The 14,340-nt window shown below is 65.0% G+C and carries 13 protein-coding genes; 7 read left to right on the top strand and 6 right to left on the bottom strand.

Translation table 11 applies throughout. The features are described from left to right. Nucleotides 1–383: 383 nt before the first annotated feature. Entirely contained in the window at nucleotides 384–1,322 is a 939-nt protein-coding gene (locus EPD66_RS11665; protein WP_185961378.1) for an AEC family transporter, read from the top strand. A 21-nt stretch (nucleotides 1,323–1,343) separates the two neighbouring features. On the opposite strand, the gene EPD66_RS11660 is transcribed toward EPD66_RS11665, so the two are convergent. From EPD66_RS11660 to EPD66_RS11650, 3 genes are all read right to left on the bottom strand, one after another. After that, a complete protein-coding gene (locus tag EPD66_RS11660) occupies nucleotides 1,344–2,189 on the bottom strand; it encodes a carbon-nitrogen hydrolase family protein (RefSeq protein ID WP_142848680.1) in 846 nt (281 codons plus the stop codon). After that, nucleotides 2,186–2,449: a glutaredoxin 3 gene (gene grxC / locus EPD66_RS11655; RefSeq protein WP_142848679.1), complete on the bottom strand. Its 264-nt coding sequence runs from the start codon at nucleotides 2,447–2,449 to the stop codon at nucleotides 2,186–2,188. Before grxC ends, EPD66_RS11660 begins: the two co-directional genes overlap by 4 nt. 206 nt (nucleotides 2,450–2,655) lie before the next feature. Next, nucleotides 2,656–5,907, bottom strand: a complete 3,252-nt coding sequence (locus EPD66_RS11650) for a PAS domain S-box protein (protein WP_185961377.1) — start codon at nucleotides 5,905–5,907, stop codon at nucleotides 2,656–2,658. 185 nt (nucleotides 5,908–6,092) lie between these two features. Between EPD66_RS11650 and EPD66_RS11645 the strand changes: the two genes are divergently transcribed. After that, the gene (locus tag EPD66_RS11645; RefSeq protein WP_142848677.1) at nucleotides 6,093–7,274 is read left to right on the top strand and encodes an NAD(P)/FAD-dependent oxidoreductase; all 1,182 of its coding nucleotides are present in this window, start codon (nucleotides 6,093–6,095) and stop codon (nucleotides 7,272–7,274) included. Nucleotides 7,275–7,338: 64 nt separating this feature from the next. Here the strand turns inward: EPD66_RS11645 and EPD66_RS11640 are convergent, their stop codons facing one another. The 3 genes from EPD66_RS11640 to EPD66_RS11630 all read right to left on the bottom strand — a co-directional run bounded on the left by EPD66_RS11640 (nucleotide 7,339) and on the right by EPD66_RS11630 (nucleotide 10,559). Continuing rightward, nucleotides 7,339–7,884: a CHAP domain-containing protein gene (locus tag EPD66_RS11640; RefSeq protein ID WP_255448455.1), complete on the bottom strand. Its 546-nt coding sequence runs from the start codon at nucleotides 7,882–7,884 to the stop codon at nucleotides 7,339–7,341. A gap of 170 nt (nucleotides 7,885–8,054) precedes the next feature. Continuing rightward, nucleotides 8,055–9,734 carry an energy-dependent translational throttle protein EttA gene (gene ettA / locus EPD66_RS11635; protein WP_142848676.1) on the bottom strand — a complete coding sequence of 560 codons (1,680 nt, stop codon included), beginning with the start codon at nucleotides 9,732–9,734 and terminating at the stop codon, nucleotides 8,055–8,057. 111 nt (nucleotides 9,735–9,845) lie between these two features. After that, nucleotides 9,846–10,559 carry a site-2 protease family protein gene (locus EPD66_RS11630; protein ID WP_142848675.1) on the bottom strand — a complete coding sequence of 238 codons (714 nt, stop codon included), beginning with the start codon at nucleotides 10,557–10,559 and terminating at the stop codon, nucleotides 9,846–9,848. Nucleotides 10,560–10,659: 100 nt separating this feature from the next. Between EPD66_RS11630 and EPD66_RS11625 the strand changes: the two genes are divergently transcribed. The 5 genes from EPD66_RS11625 to EPD66_RS11605 all read left to right on the top strand — a co-directional run bounded on the left by EPD66_RS11625 (nucleotide 10,660) and on the right by EPD66_RS11605 (nucleotide 14,335). Beyond that, nucleotides 10,660–11,553 (top strand): alpha/beta fold hydrolase, encoded by an 894-nt coding sequence (locus EPD66_RS11625; protein WP_221930963.1) that lies wholly within the window; start codon nucleotides 10,660–10,662, stop codon nucleotides 11,551–11,553. A 121-nt stretch (nucleotides 11,554–11,674) separates the two neighbouring features. Continuing rightward, complete coding sequence (locus EPD66_RS11620; RefSeq protein WP_142848674.1) at nucleotides 11,675–12,547, top strand: STAS domain-containing protein; 873 nt, start codon at nucleotides 11,675–11,677, stop codon at nucleotides 12,545–12,547. A 15-nt stretch (nucleotides 12,548–12,562) separates the two neighbouring features. Further along, nucleotides 12,563–12,955, top strand: coding sequence for an STAS domain-containing protein (locus tag EPD66_RS11615; RefSeq protein WP_142848673.1), 393 nt, complete (start codon nucleotides 12,563–12,565; stop codon nucleotides 12,953–12,955). Then, nucleotides 12,936–13,340, top strand: coding sequence for an anti-sigma regulatory factor (locus EPD66_RS11610; RefSeq protein ID WP_142848672.1), 405 nt, complete (start codon nucleotides 12,936–12,938; stop codon nucleotides 13,338–13,340). The genes EPD66_RS11615 and EPD66_RS11610 overlap by 20 nt, the downstream gene beginning before the upstream one ends. Nucleotides 13,341–13,342: 2 nt before the next feature. Beyond that, nucleotides 13,343–14,335 carry an ATP-binding protein gene (locus EPD66_RS11605; protein ID WP_142848671.1) on the top strand — a complete coding sequence of 331 codons (993 nt, stop codon included), beginning with the start codon at nucleotides 13,343–13,345 and terminating at the stop codon, nucleotides 14,333–14,335. Nucleotides 14,336–14,340: the final 5 nt, after the last annotated feature.

Raw genomic sequence — 14,340 nt, 5'->3', positions numbered from 1 at the left:
AGCCAGGATCAAACTCTCAAGTTGACTTGCTGACCATGTCAGCAATCAAGAGCTCGCTTCCTGCACATATCTCAATAGAGCGTGTTTCTCTTTTAAGATGCACAAGAAGCAAGACCATTCCGGTCGCCGCCGCCTGCGCATCCCTTCCGTCTTCACTTGTCAAAGAGCCCGGACAATCCTACCGGTGCCATCGCGCCGCCTCGCCGTCCGCCCCGTCGTCGGGAGGCCGGTTTTTAGCCCCGATGAACCGCGCCTGTCAAAAGGAATAGGAAGCATGATGCGCATTCCTGCTATGCGCGGTGCGCATGCCTTCATCCCATGACGCTGGTGCCAAGTGTACGGTCCTGTATGATCCCCGACCGCTATCCAAGGGGGAGGTCCGAGTGCAGGGAACGCTTGAAATCGTCTTGCCGGTTTTCGCCGTCATCGCTTGCGGCTATCTCTTCGCCCGGCTCAAGCTGATCTCTGACAGCGGCGTCGGCGGCATCGTCAATTTCGTCTTCTACATCGCCATCCCGGCCCTGCTGTTCCGGACGATGGCGGGCGGTGCCGTGCAGCAGCAATTCGATATCTCGATCCTGGGCGCCTATTTCAGCGGGATGCTGCTGCTCTTCGGCCTGAGCTGGCTGGTGTCGCGCCATCTTTTCGGCAACAAGGGCGATTTCAGCGCCGTCGGCGCCATGTCGGCCTCCTTCTCGAACCTGGTGCTGATCGGCTTTCCCCTGGTGCAACGCGCCTATGGCGATGCCGGCCTGCTGCCCCTCACCCTGATCGTCACCATTCATTCCGCCGTCCAGTTCACGACGACGACGCTGGCCATCCAGATCAGCCGCGGCAGCGGCAGGAATTGGGGACATACCCTGGCCACCACCTTGCGTTCCGTCCTGTCCAACCCGGTGGTGCTGGGCGCATTGAGCGGCCTGGCCTATGGCTTCACCGGGCTGGGCCTGCCGGTGATGCTGGACGAGACCCTGTCGCTGCTGGAACGGGGGGCCGGGCCGCTTTCCCTTTTCGCGGTCGGCGCGACCCTGGCGTCCTTCAAGCTGGCCGGCGACCTGCGCGAAAGCCTGACCATGACGGCGCTGAAGCTGGTGGTCATGCCCGCCCTGGTCTGGGTCACCAGCATCCATGTCTTCGCCCTGCCCCCCGGCTGGGTGACCGTCGCCGTCCTCGGCGCCGCCCTGCCCACCGGCGCCAATGTCTATATCCTTGCCCGCAAATACGACATCTACACCGCCCGGGCCACGGCCGTCGTGATGCTGTCCACGCTGGGCTCGATCGTCACCCTGACGCTGCTGATCGCCATCCTGCCGCCGCCCTGAGCAGGACGGCGGCGGACAGGATCATTCCGCCGGCACCGCCTCTTCGGCCAGGTGATAGCTGCGGTCATGGGTCAGCGCCGGGACCATCTGCCGGGCCTCGGCCACGCGGGCCGTGTCGATCTCGGCGATGACGAAGCCCGGTTCCTCGCCCGCATCGGCCAGGACTTCCCCCCAAGGCGCGACGATCAAAGCATGGCCATAGGTCTGCCGGTCGTTGATATGGGTGCCGCATTGGGCGGGGGCGAAGACATAACAGCCGGTCTCGATGGCCCGCGCCCGTTGCAGGACATGCCAATGGGCCATGCCGGTGGTGCGGGTGAAAGCCGCCGGAGTCGCCAGGAAGTCGGCGCCGGCATGAGCAAGGCTGCGGAACAGGTAGGGAAAGCGCAGATCATAGCAGATCGTCAGCCCCAGCCCACCCCAGGGCGTGCGCGCCACCACCGCCCGGTCGCCGGGCTGGAAGGTCGCCGATTCGCGATAGGTCTCGCCGCCGGGCAGACAGACGTCGAACATGTGGATCTTGTCGTACCAGGCGGCGATCTCGCCAGTGGGATCGAGCACATAGCTGCGATTGGCCACCATGTCGCCGGGCAGCCGTATCGCCAGGGTGCCGCAATGCAGCCAGGCCCCCGTCTCGCGCGCCAGCTCGCGGAACGCCGCCAAGGCCGCATGCTCGGATTCGGGCTGGGACTTGGCGAGGATATTGGCCCTGCCCCATTCCATCATCGCCACATTCTCGGGCATCAACACCAGATCGGCCCCCGCGTCGCGGGCCCGGCGCACCAAGTCGCCGGCCGCCTGGATATTCGCCTGCATGTCGTTGAGCGCATTGACCTGGATACAGGCGGCCTTGAACCTTTGGCTCATGAAAGCTTCTCCAGCAGAGGATCGAGATTGCCCGACGCATTGAGCGCGTAGAGATCGTCGCAGCCGCCGACATGCTCTTCGCCGATGAAGATCTGCGGCACCGAAGTGCGCCCCCCGGCACGGCGGGTCATCTCGTCGCGCTTGGCGGGCTGGGACATCACATCGATCTCAGTATAGCGCACCCCCTTCTCGTCGAGCAGCCGCTTGGCGCGGTAGCAATAGGGGCAAATAGAGGTGGTGTAGATTTCCACGCCAGCCATTCGGGTCCTCCTTCGGGTTTGGCCTAATATGTGTGCCCTGCACGCATTTGGCTAGCCGCCCTCTGAAATCCAGTCTTCATCGTGAAAGAATGGGCCTCCTTGGGCTCCGCCCAAAGCCGCGGAACCACTCATCCCCCTGATTTGCTTGGAGTCATGCAGCTTGGACGGCAAAGAGCCCGCAACGGCGCAGGGCAGCCATGCGTCCCTCACCCCACTTCGAGCGCGGCCTCCGCCGAGGCCTGGGCTTGCAGCATGCGGGTCAGTTCCTCGGCGGGAACGGGGCGGCTGATGAGATAGCCCTGGATCTCGTCACAGTTCAGGGCTTCGAGCAATTGCCGCTGCTCCACCGTCTCGACGCCTTCGGCGATGATGCGGCGGCGCAGGGAATGGCCCATGCTGATGATGGTGCGGATGATTTCCAGGTCGTCGGGATCGGTGGCGATGTCGTTGACGAAGGAACGGTCGATCTTGATCACGTCCAGCGGGAAACGCTTCAGGTAGCTGAGCGAGGAATAGCCCGTGCCGAAATCGTCCATCGCCAGGTTGATGCCCATATTGTGCAATTCGCGCAAGGTGGACACCGCATTCTCGGTGTCCTTCATGATCATGCTCTCGGTGATTTCCAGTTCCAGCCCCCAGGGACGCACATCGGCCCGGTTGAGCAGGTCCTCGACCACGCGGGCGAAGCCGGGCTGGCGCAGCTGGCGCACCGACAGGTTGACTGCCACGGGAATCTCGAAACCGGCCTCGCTCCAGGCCTTGTGCTGGCGGCAGGCGGCGTCCAGCACCCATTCCCCCACCGGGCCGATCAGCCCGCTTTCCTCGAGAATGGGGATGAACTTAACCGGCGAGACCAGCCCCAGATCGGCATTGCGCCAGCGCAGCAGCGCCTCGACGCCGACGATGCGGTTGCTGCCGAGTTCGACCTTGGGCTGGTAGAACAGAACGAATTCGTCGCGTTCCAGGGCCTTGGACAGGCCGTTCTTGATGACCAACCTTTCCTTGACCTGGGCATTCATGTCGGCGGTGAAGAATTGGTAATTGGCCTTGCCCTGTTCCTTGGCGCGATACATGGCGGCATCGGCATTCTTGAGCAGGGCATGGGGGTCCTGCGCGTCCTCGGGGAAGGTGGTCAGGCCAATGCTGGCCGAGACGAAGGCCTCGTGGCCGTTCAGGATCATCGGCTTTTCCAGGGCGGCGATGATGCGCCCGGCCACCAGCGACGCGTTCTGCACCCCGCCGAGATCGGGCATGATCACGGTGAATTCGTCGCCGCCCAGCCGCGCCACGGTATCGCCGGAACGCACGCAATCCTGCAGACGCCGCGCCGCCTCCTTGAGCAATTCGTCGCCGATATCGTGGCCCAGCGTGTCGTTGACCAGCTTGAAGCCGTCCAGGTCGATGAACATCAGGCCGACGCGCTGGTGGGAGCGGCGCGCCGAAGCCACGGCCTGCCCCAGGCGGTCGAGGAACAGGGTGCGGTTGGGCAAGCCCGTCAGGCCGTCGTAATTGGCCTGATAACGGATGCGTTCCTCGTCCAGCTTGCGCTGGGTGATATCGCTGAACACCACCACATGCTGGCTGGGCTGGCCGTGTTCGTCACGGATGACCGAGATCGCCAGACGCTCGGCATAACGGGCGCCATCCTTGCGGCGGTTCCATTGCTCGCCTTCCCAGCGCCCCTCCTCGCGCACCGCGCGCCACATTTCAACGTAGAAATCCTCGCCCTCCTCGCCGGTGACCAGGAAGAAAGGCCGTGCGCCGGTCACCTCGGCCGCTTGATAGCCGGTGATGACGGTATAGGCGGGATTGACCATGGTGACGCGGAAGTCGGAATCGAGGACCATGATGGCCTCGGCCGTGGTCTCGAAGACCGTCGCCGCCAGGCGCGACTTCTCCTCCGCCTGCTTGCGCTCGGTGATGTCGCGCACCATCATCACCGAACCGAGCAGCACCCCGCCGTCCTCCATCGGCGCGCTGGCGATCTCGATGGGGAAGGAAGTACCGTCCTTGCGGCGGAATTCCATTTCCGTGTTCTGCTCGACCAAGCCCAGCGAGATCGCCATGCCCAGCGGCAGCACGTCCAGGTCATCCTCCTGCCCCACGGTCCGGATCAGCAGGTCGGACAGCGACCGCCCGACCAGTTCCCCGGGCGAGAAGCCGCTCAACTCAGCCACGCGGGGATTGGCGAAGGTGACGTTGCCGTCGCGGTCGATGCCGACGATGCCCTCTCCCGCCGAATTGAGGATCTGCGTGGTCTGATGGGACAGGCGGCGCAGTTCGGCGGTCCGTTCCTCGACCCGCGCCTCCAATTCGTCGCGGGCGCGGCGCAGGGCTTCCTCGGTGCGCTTGCGCTCGGTCACGTCACGCACGATGCCGATGAACAGGCGGGCCTCGCCCTGACGCAATTCGGTGACGTTGAGATCCAGGGCGAAGACGGAACCGTCGCGCCGCCGCCCTTCCATCTCGCGCGAATGGCCCAGCACCTTGGCCTCGCCGGTCTTCAGGTAATGGGCGATATAGCCATCATGGGCCTGGGCCTGTCGGGAAGGCATCAGCACGGACAGGTTCTGGCCCACCAGTTCCGAGGCTTTCCAGCCGAACAAGGCCTCGGCCGCAGGGTTCAGGGACTGGATGACACCGCGTTCGTCGGCGGTGATGATGCCCTCGGCGACCGAGTCCATGATGCCCTGCAGGCGCTGCTCGCGCTCCTGCAAGGCCTCGGCGGCGCGCTTGCGCTCGCTGATGTCGCGCGCCTCGATCATGTAGACCTGTTCGTCCGGCCCGCCGAACGGCAGGACGGCGATTTCGGCATCCACCACCTTGCCGGTCAGCGACAGGAACTTGACCGGCATGGGGTCACGCTCGTCCACCAGGGCGTCCAGCCCCTCCCGCAGCAGGGCGCGATAATCGGGATGGGCCAGTTCGGCAAAAGCCAGGCCGATCACCTGGTCGGGTGAGGAGGCGTCGAGCAGGCGCAGGCCTGCGGCATTGATGAAGGAGACCGCCCCGCCCGAGACGATGCAGGTAAAGTCCAGCGCCATGTCCACCAGGCGGCGGTAGCGTTCTTCATTGCGCTGGAGGATTTCCGCCGCACGGTTGCGGTCGGTGACGTCGCGGCCATGGATCAGCACGGCGACACCGCCATAGCCCATGGTCAGGAGGCGGGCGGACAATTCCACCTCGACCGGCCGGCCATCCTGACGGACGAGAACCAGGGGCAGGATTTCCCCGTCCTCCTCGGAAAGGATGTCCAGGTTGGAGCGGAAGAGTTCGAGGAAGTCGGGACGGACGAAATCGGCGAGGGAACGGCCCTTCAACGCGGCCGGCGCGGCAAAACCCAGAAGGGAGGCTCCGGCGCTGTTGACGAAAATGATTTCGCCTTCCACGCACACACATACCAGATCGGGCACAAGCTCGACCAGATACGGACTCCATTGCTCGGCGAATCCGTGCATCGTCTCCTGCGCGTTCGTGGCCCTCATATCCGGCGGGCGCACCGCCAGAGGCGTCAACAGGATACCCCAAAGAAACGCCAATACAAGGGAAAGACCCTATCCTTCATGTTCACCCGGCAGGCGCTTTCTCCTTGCTCCTTTCCTTGGTCATCGTTAGACCACCGAGCAATCGGGCGGAGGACAACATGACGAACAAGGACGTGGTGATTATCGGCGCGGGCGCGGCGGGGCTGATGTGCGCCCTGACGGCCGGAAAGCGCGGGCGGTCGGTGATCCTGCTCGACCACGCCCCGAAACTGGCCGAGAAGATCCGCATCTCGGGCGGCGGGCGCTGCAATTTCACCAATCTCGACGTCAGCCCGGCCAACTACCTGTCGGGCAACCCGCATTTCTGCAAATCCGCCCTGGCCCGCTTCCGCCCGCGCGACTTCCTGGACATGGTCGAGGAACACGGCATCGAATGGCACGAGCGCGACCTGGGACAGCTTTTCTGCACCCATTCCGCCCAGGACATCATCGACATGCTGCGCCGCGAGACCGAGGCGGCAGGGGGACGCATCGAACTGGACTGCCCCGTCCACAAGATCGACCGCGCCGCCGAGGGCGGATTCGTGGTGGAGACGGGGCGCGGCACCATCATGGCCGCCTCGGTGGTGGTCGCCACCGGCGGCTTGTCCATCCCCAAGATCGGCGCCAGCGATTTCGGCCACCGCATCGCCCGGCAATTCGGCCTCGGCATCACGGAACTGCGCCCCGCCCTGGTGCCGTTGACCTTCGGGCAGGAACTGCGCGCCTTCTGCGCCGAGCTTGCCGGCATTTCGCTGGATGCCGAGGTCTTCATCGGCAAGCGCCGTTTCCGCGAAGCCCTGCTGTTCACCCATCGCGGCCTCAGCGGCCCGTCGATCCTGCAGATCTCGTCCTATTGGCGGCCCGGCCAGCCGATCCATATCGACCTGCTGCCCGGCATCGACCCGATGGAGGAGATCTTCCTTCCGCACCGCCAGGACAAGGCCCTGCCCACCACCCTGCTGTCCAACGCCCTGCCCCGCCGCTTCGTGCAAGGCTGGTGGGACCGTCACCTGCCCCCGCCCAAGCCCATGGTCCAGCATTCCAACAAGGAACTGGCCGAGGCCGCGCGCAAGCTGAAGCAATGGGAAGTCCTGCCCCAGGGCACGGAAGGCTGGGCCAAGGCCGAAGTCACCCTGGGCGGCATCGACACCGCCTGCCTGTCCTCGGCAACCATGGAAGCCAAGACCGTGCCGGGCCTTTATTTCATCGGGGAAGTGGTGGACGTGACCGGCTGGCTGGGCGGCTACAATTTCCAATGGGCCTGGGCTTCCGGCCATGCCGCCGGGCTGGCCTGCTGATATCCATGCCCGTCTCCTGCCACCGTCTTCAGCAAGGAAACCAGGGCAGCGGCTCTATCGCGTGCTACTCCGCCGCGCCCAGTTGCGGGCATTGCGCCTCGCCACAGCCGTCCGGCACTTCTCCGGCGGGGGCGGACTCGGCAGCCAAGCCCTTTGCGGGCGCATAGATGAAGCCATAGGCGGCGTAGACACGGACACCGAAATCGCCGCTGGGAGCATGCCAGACGCGGACCTGCGACCAATCGTTCTTGGGCGAGACGTCCAGCACCTGCACGTCTTCCGTGACCTTGCCCCGCCCGGCGGCGCCGCGCGGGGCCCAATTGGCGTGATCGACACGGATGCGGCGGGTATCCACCACCGAGGAAACGACGGCGACATGGCCATGGACCATGCTGCCACCCTTCTTGAAGACAAGGACGGAGCCGGGCTTGGGAGAAGCGCCCCGGTCGTAGCGGCCCTTGGCCGAGGACCACCAGGTCCAGGCGTCGCCATGCAATTCGATGCCGGACGCCTCACGGGCGAAGGGCACGCAATGCAGGAATTTGGGGGTGGCCATGGCGGGTGAAGCCACCATCATCCCCAACAGGAAACAGACGAACGCTCCGCGCAAGATGCCTCTCCGCCTTTCTCATTCGGTCACCGTTTCAGTCCTATGGACTAAAGAAAAGGGATTGGCAACCCTGAATTACCTCTTTGGGGGTAGAGAGCAACCTCTTCCGGCACAACAAAAAGGGCCGACCCACCGGGACGGCCCCTATAGCTTGTACCGACCGGAAAGACCTAGCGGGTCAGCGGCTTGTACTTGATGCGGTGGGGCTGGTCGGCCTCGGCGCCCAGGCGGCGCTTACGGTCGGCCTCGTAATCCTGGTAATTGCCCTCGAACCACACGACCTGGCTGTCGCCCTCATAGGCCAGGATATGAGTGGCGATGCGGTCGAGGAACCAGCGATCGTGCGAGATGACCACGGCGCAGCCGGGGAATTCCATCAGCGCCTCTTCCAAGGCGCGCAGGGTATCCACGTCCAGGTCGTTGGTCGGTTCGTCGAGCAGGATGACGTTGGCGGGACGCTTCATCATCTTGGCCAGATGCACGCGGTTGCGTTCACCGCCCGACAGCACGCCGACCTTCTTTTGCTGGTCCGAGCCCTTGAAGTTGAACAGCGAGCAATAGGCGCGCGAGGGGATCTTGCGCCGGCCCAGGTCGATTTCGTCCAGGCCGCCGGAGATTTCCTCCCACACCGTCTTCTTGTCGTCCAGCGCGTCGCGCGACTGGTCGACATAGCCGAGCTGCACCGTCTCACCGACGGTGAAGGTGCCGCTATCCGGCTGTTCCTGCCCGGTGATCATGCGGAACAGCGTGGTCTTGCCGGCGCCGTTGGGGCCGATGACGCCGACGATGCCGCCCGGCGGCAGACGGAAGCTCAGATTCTCGAACAGCAGACGGTCGCCGAAAGCCTTGGACACGCCCTCAGCCTCGATGACCTTGTTGCCCAGGCGCGGACCCGGCGGAATGGTGATCTGCGCCACCCCGGCCTGCTTCTCCTGGGACTGGGCGACCAGTGTCTCGAAGGCGGTGATGCGCGCCTTGCTCTTCGTCTGGCGGGCACGCGGGCTGGCGCGGACCCATTCCAGTTCCTCCTTGATGGTCCGCTGGCGCGCGGATTCCTCGCGGGCTTCCTGCTCCAGCCGCTTTTCCTTCTGCTCCAGCCAGGCGGTGTAGTTGCCTTCGTAGGGAATGCCCTGGCCGCGGTCCAGTTCCAGAATCCAGCCTGTCACGTTGTCCAGGAAGTAGCGGTCGTGGGTGACGATGACCACGGTGCTCTTGTATTCCTCGAGGAAGCGTTCCAGCCAAGCCACCGATTCGGCGTCCAGATGGTTGGTCGGTTCGTCGAGCAGCAGCATGTCGGGGGCCGAGAGCAGCAGGCGGCACAGCGCGACGCGGCGGCGCTCGCCGCCCGACAGCTTGGTCACATCGGAATCGGGGGCCGGGCAGCGCAGGGCATCCATGGCGATCTCGACCTGACGGTCCAGGTCCCACAGATTCTTGGCGTCGATCTTGTCCTGCAACTCGGCCTGCTCGGCGATGAGATCATTCATCTCGTCATCGGTCAGTTCCTCGGCGAACTTCGCCGACACCTCGTTGAAGCGATCGAGCAGCGCCTTGTTCTCGGCCACGCCTTCCAGGATGTTGCCCAGCACGTCCTTGGCCGGATCGAGCTGGGGTTCCTGCGACAGATAGCCGACCTTGACCCCTTCGGCCGCCCAGGCCTCGCCGCCAAATTCCTTGTCGATGCCGGCCATGATCCGCAGCAGCGTCGACTTACCGGCACCGTTATGCCCCAACACGCCGATCTTGGCGCCGGGCAGGAAGGACAGGCTGATATTCTTGATGACCTCGCGGCCGCCCGGATAAACCTTGGACAGGTTCTTCATCACATAGATGTATTGATAGGCGGCCATTTTGCCTCCGAAGTCGTGAACGAAACTGGCGTTCTTGTAACGCACCCCCCCGCCCCGACGCAATGAAGCGTTGGTGAGGCCGTGCCGTCACGGCCTCGGAGAGCCGCCCAGTCAAGGCAGCGCCACCGAACGCGCGCGATAGAACAGCATGCCGCCCAGCAGCAGCCACAATGCCGCGAGAAAGCCGCCCTGCACCACGAAGACCAGCCCCAGGACGGCCAGGGCCAGGGAAAGCGCGGTTGCGGTATAGACCGCGATGCGGGAGGCCTTGCGGCTGTCCATCCGCCAGCTTTCCAGGACCGCGCGCAGCAGCCGTCCGCCGTCGAGCGGATGAACAGGCAGCAGGGCCACCGCCGTCAGCGCCAGATTCGCCGCGGCCAGATAGAAGAGGAGGGCCGCGGGCACCAGCGCCGCCATCATCCCCGCCGCCAGGGCAAGGAACAGGAAGAAGCCCAGCCCCAGTGCAAAGCCGGTGAAAAGGCCGTAGGCCAGCAGGGTCAGTTCGTCACGCGGCGCGGCGGCCTTGCCGTCCGGGGTTTCCGGCACGCCGCCGAAGACGAACAAGGTGATGCCCGCCAGCCGGGGGCCGAAGGCCTGGGCGACGACCGCCCGCCCCACCTCGCGCAGCAGGACCGACAGGAACAGCCCCAGCGCGCCCAGCACCGCCAGCACCCAATAGGCCGCCTCCGCCAGCCCGGGCACCAGAACGGGGAAGATGACCTGGCCGTTGGTCCAGATCAGCAACGCCGACAGGGGCAGCCAGGTCATATCCACCCGCAGGCGGATGCCGAACAGCCCGAACAGCTTGAAACGCCGCCGCAGCATGGCTTTTCTTCATCGCTGGAAATTGTCACGCCATGGTCTTGGAACAGCCTGCGGGCCGAATTGGTTCTTTCCCTTGATGAAAGCGATGCGGGAGGCAGGCATGAACCCTCTCCGGATGACGCGGCGGCGCTTTCTCCTGGCCACGGCGGCGGTGGCGGCCTCCGCTTGGGCCTGGAAGAAAGGCCTTGGCGGGAAAGCCGCCTCTGCCCAGGGCATCTCGCCGGTCTTGGGCGGGGAAAGCGACGTCCTGCGCGGCAGCTTCGTCGATGTCGGGGATTGGCGCATTCATACGCTGGTCTCGACCCTGGACCTGCCCCCCGATGCGCCGAATGTGGTGCTGGTGCACGGATTGGGATTGTCCGGCCAGTACATGGTGCCCACGGCCGAGGCCCTGGCGCCCTATTACCGGGTCTATGTTCCGGACTTCCCCGGTTTCGGCGACAGTAGCAAGCCCTCCCGCGCCCTGGACGTGGCGGGCATGGCCGACGTCCTGAACGCCTGGATGCCCGCCGTCGGGCTGGAGCGCGCCATGCTGCTGGGCAATTCCTTCGGCTGCCAGATCATCGTCGAACTGGCCGCGCGTCACCCCGAGCGCGTGGAGCGTGCCGTCCTCCAGGGGCCGACCACGCCGCCCGAGGAAAGAAGCTGGATCTGGCAGTTCATCCGCTGGCAGCAGAACGGGCCCAACAATCCGCCCAGAATGGAGGAAATCGCGGGCGAGGATTACGAGAAGGCCGGACTCGTGCGGCTGTTCCTGACCTTCCAGTATTCGCTTAACCACGCCATCGAGGACCGGCTGCCGCAGATCCAGGCCCCCATGCTGGTGGTCCGGGGCACCCGCGATCCGATATGCCGGCAGGACTGGGCCGAACGGGTCGCCCAAGGTCTGCCGGACGGGCGCCTGGTCCTGCTGCCGGACGTGGCCCATACACTGGTTTACACCTCGCCGCAGGAGCTGGCCGCCGTGAGCCGCCCCTTCTTCGATGAAGCATGACCCCACCTTTGGACTAGGCCCGATGCCCTAGGTGCAAAGACTTGTCAAAGGGAACATGTCCCGGATACTCACACGGCATTTCGTACGCATTCGTACCTGTACATCCCGCCCAGGAGCAACAATGACCGAATCGAGCCTCACCCGTATTCCGGAGCTACTGCGCCAGCAGCAACAGGCCCTCCTGACGGATTGGCTGGATCGGCAGATGTCCTCCTCGACTCTGCGGCCCGACCTGATCCGCGAACAGGACCTGCGGGAACAGTCCCGCCGCTTCCTGTCGCTGCTTGCTGAAGCCGTTGCCCATGGCCTCGGCGACCATATCCAGGGCGACGGCTACCGCGCCGTCAGCGAGTTTCTCGGAGAGCTTTCGCGTAGCCGCGCGAACCAGGGCTTCAGCCCCACCGAAACCGCGACCTTCGTCTTCTCCTTCAAGGAAACGCTCTTCAACCACCTGCGCGACGCTTGGCAGAACGACGGCGAAGGCCTGGCCGACGACATCTGGCGCGCCAGCACGCTGATCGACCGCCTGGGCCTGCATACGGTGGAAGTCTACCAGAAGGGGCGCGAAGCCATCATCCAGCGCCAGCAGCAGGAAATGATGGAATTGTCCACCCCGGTGGTCGAATTGTGGGGCGGCATCGTCGCCTTGCCGCTGATCGGCACGCTGGACAGCGCCCGCACCCAGGTGGTGATGGAAAACCTGCTGGAGCGCATCGTCGAATCCAATGCCTCCATCGCCATCATCGACATCACCGGGGTCCCGACCGTCGATACCCTGGTGGCGCAGCATCTGCTGAAGACTGTGGCCGCCGCCCGCCTGATGGGCGCGGAATGCATCATCAGCGGCATCCGGCCGCAGATCGCCCAGACCATCGTGCATCTGGGCGTCGATCTGAACGAGGTCCTCACCAAGGCGACATTGGCCTCGGCCTTCCAGATCGCTCTGAAACGTCTGGGTGGAGCCATCCTCACGCCCGATTCCCAGCGTAATTGATCAAGGAAGGCGGGCATGGAACGGATCCCGATCCTGCGCCTGCGCGACTGCCTGCTGGTCACCATTCAGGTGGATATGCACGACCAGCTGGCCTTGACGCTGCAGGACGACCTGACGGAACTCATCGTGCGTCATCAGGCGCGCGGCGTGCTGATCGACATTTCCGCCCTGGAAATCGTTGATTCCTTCATCGGCCGCATGCTGTCCAACATCGCCGCCATGGCCCGCATCCTCGATGCGGTCACGGTCGTGGTGGGGATGCGGCCTGCAGTCGCCATCACCCTGGTCGAACTGGGCCTCGAAATGCCCGGCGTCCGGACCGCCTTGAACGTCGATGCGGGAATGCGGCTGATTGAACGAGCACTCGAGGAAGAACGACAGGCGGGGCATGGTCGTTCTAAAGGCTGAGAGCCTGACCATTGCCACCCAGGAGGACGTGGTCCGTGTCCGCCAGACCACCCGTGCCTGGGCCGCCGAGATCGGCTTCAGTCTGGTCAACCAGACGAAACTGGTCACTGCCGCCAGCGAGCTGGCGCGCAACACCATGCTCTATGGCGGCGGCGGAACGGTCCTCTTGGAGAGCATCAATGACAGCATCCGAGCAGGGTTGCGCATGACCTTTGAAGATGAGGGACCGGGCATCGCCGACATCGAAACCGCCCTGACCGACGGCTACACCACCGGCGGCGGGCTGGGCCTTGGCCTGAGCGGCAGCAAACGCCTGGTGGACGAGTTCAACATCTGGTCGGAACCGGGGCGCGGCACCCGCATCACCATCCTGCGCTGGCGGTGAGCATGATCCGTATTCCCGTCAAGGATCAGAGCGAGGTGGGCGAGGCCCGGCGCCAGGTCCAGGCTATGGCGCGCAGCCTGGGCTTCGACGAAACCGAAGCCGGACGCGCCGCCATCGCCGCCACCGAAGCCGCGACCAATCTGGTCAAGCATGCCGGCGGAGGCGACATCCTGGCCCGCCCCGTCAGCCGCGGCGACACCCTGGGCCTCGAGATCCTGGCCCTGGACAAGGGCCGGGGCATCGCCAACCTGGCCCAGAGCATGGCCGACGGCTATTCCACCGCCGGCAGCCCCGGCACCGGGCTGGGCGCCCTGATGCGCCAGTCCCAGGAATTCGACATCTACGCCCCGACGGGCAAGGGCACGGTCGTCCTCGCCCGGCTGTGGCGCCACGGCGTCATCCCGCCGCGCGGCCCGGCGGAGGCCTCGGCCATCTCCCTGCCCATGACCGGCGAATCCGTCTGCGGAGACAGCTGGGCGGTCCTGCCGCGTCCCGACGGGATCAGGGTGATGGTCGCCGACGGCCTGGGCCATGGCTCCTTCGCCGCCCAGGCGGCGCTGGAGGCACAGCGCATCTTTTCCAATTACGGGCACCAGCGGCTGGAAGCCTTGATGGACAGCCTTCACCGGGCCCTGAAGCCGACGCGAGGCGCGGCTATCGCCATTGCGGAATTGGATTATGGACTCGGCAACGCCACATTCTGTGGAGTGGGCAATATCGCTGCGGCCCTGCTGGGGCCGAGTGGTGTCCGTCGCCTTGTTTCCACGAATGGAACGGTCGGCCACAGCATGCGCAAGATCCTCGGCGTCTCTTATCCCTGCGACCGTCAAACGCTGCTGGTGATGCATTCCGATGGCCTGGGCGGACAGGTCAGCCTGGATTCCTATCCCGGCCTGACGATGCGCGATTCCGCGATCATTGCCGGTGTCCTCTTCCGCGACCTTCCCCACCGGCACGACGACCATACGCTGCTGGTGGCCAAGGCCACGCCCTGACGACT

Origin of the sequence: Telmatospirillum sp. J64-1, from assembly GCF_006980715.1 — a bacterium.
GTDB lineage: Bacteria > Pseudomonadota > Alphaproteobacteria > Rhodospirillales > Magnetospirillaceae > Oleiliquidispirillum > Oleiliquidispirillum nitrogeniifigens.
This window is presented reverse-complemented; position numbering and strand designations above follow the sequence as displayed.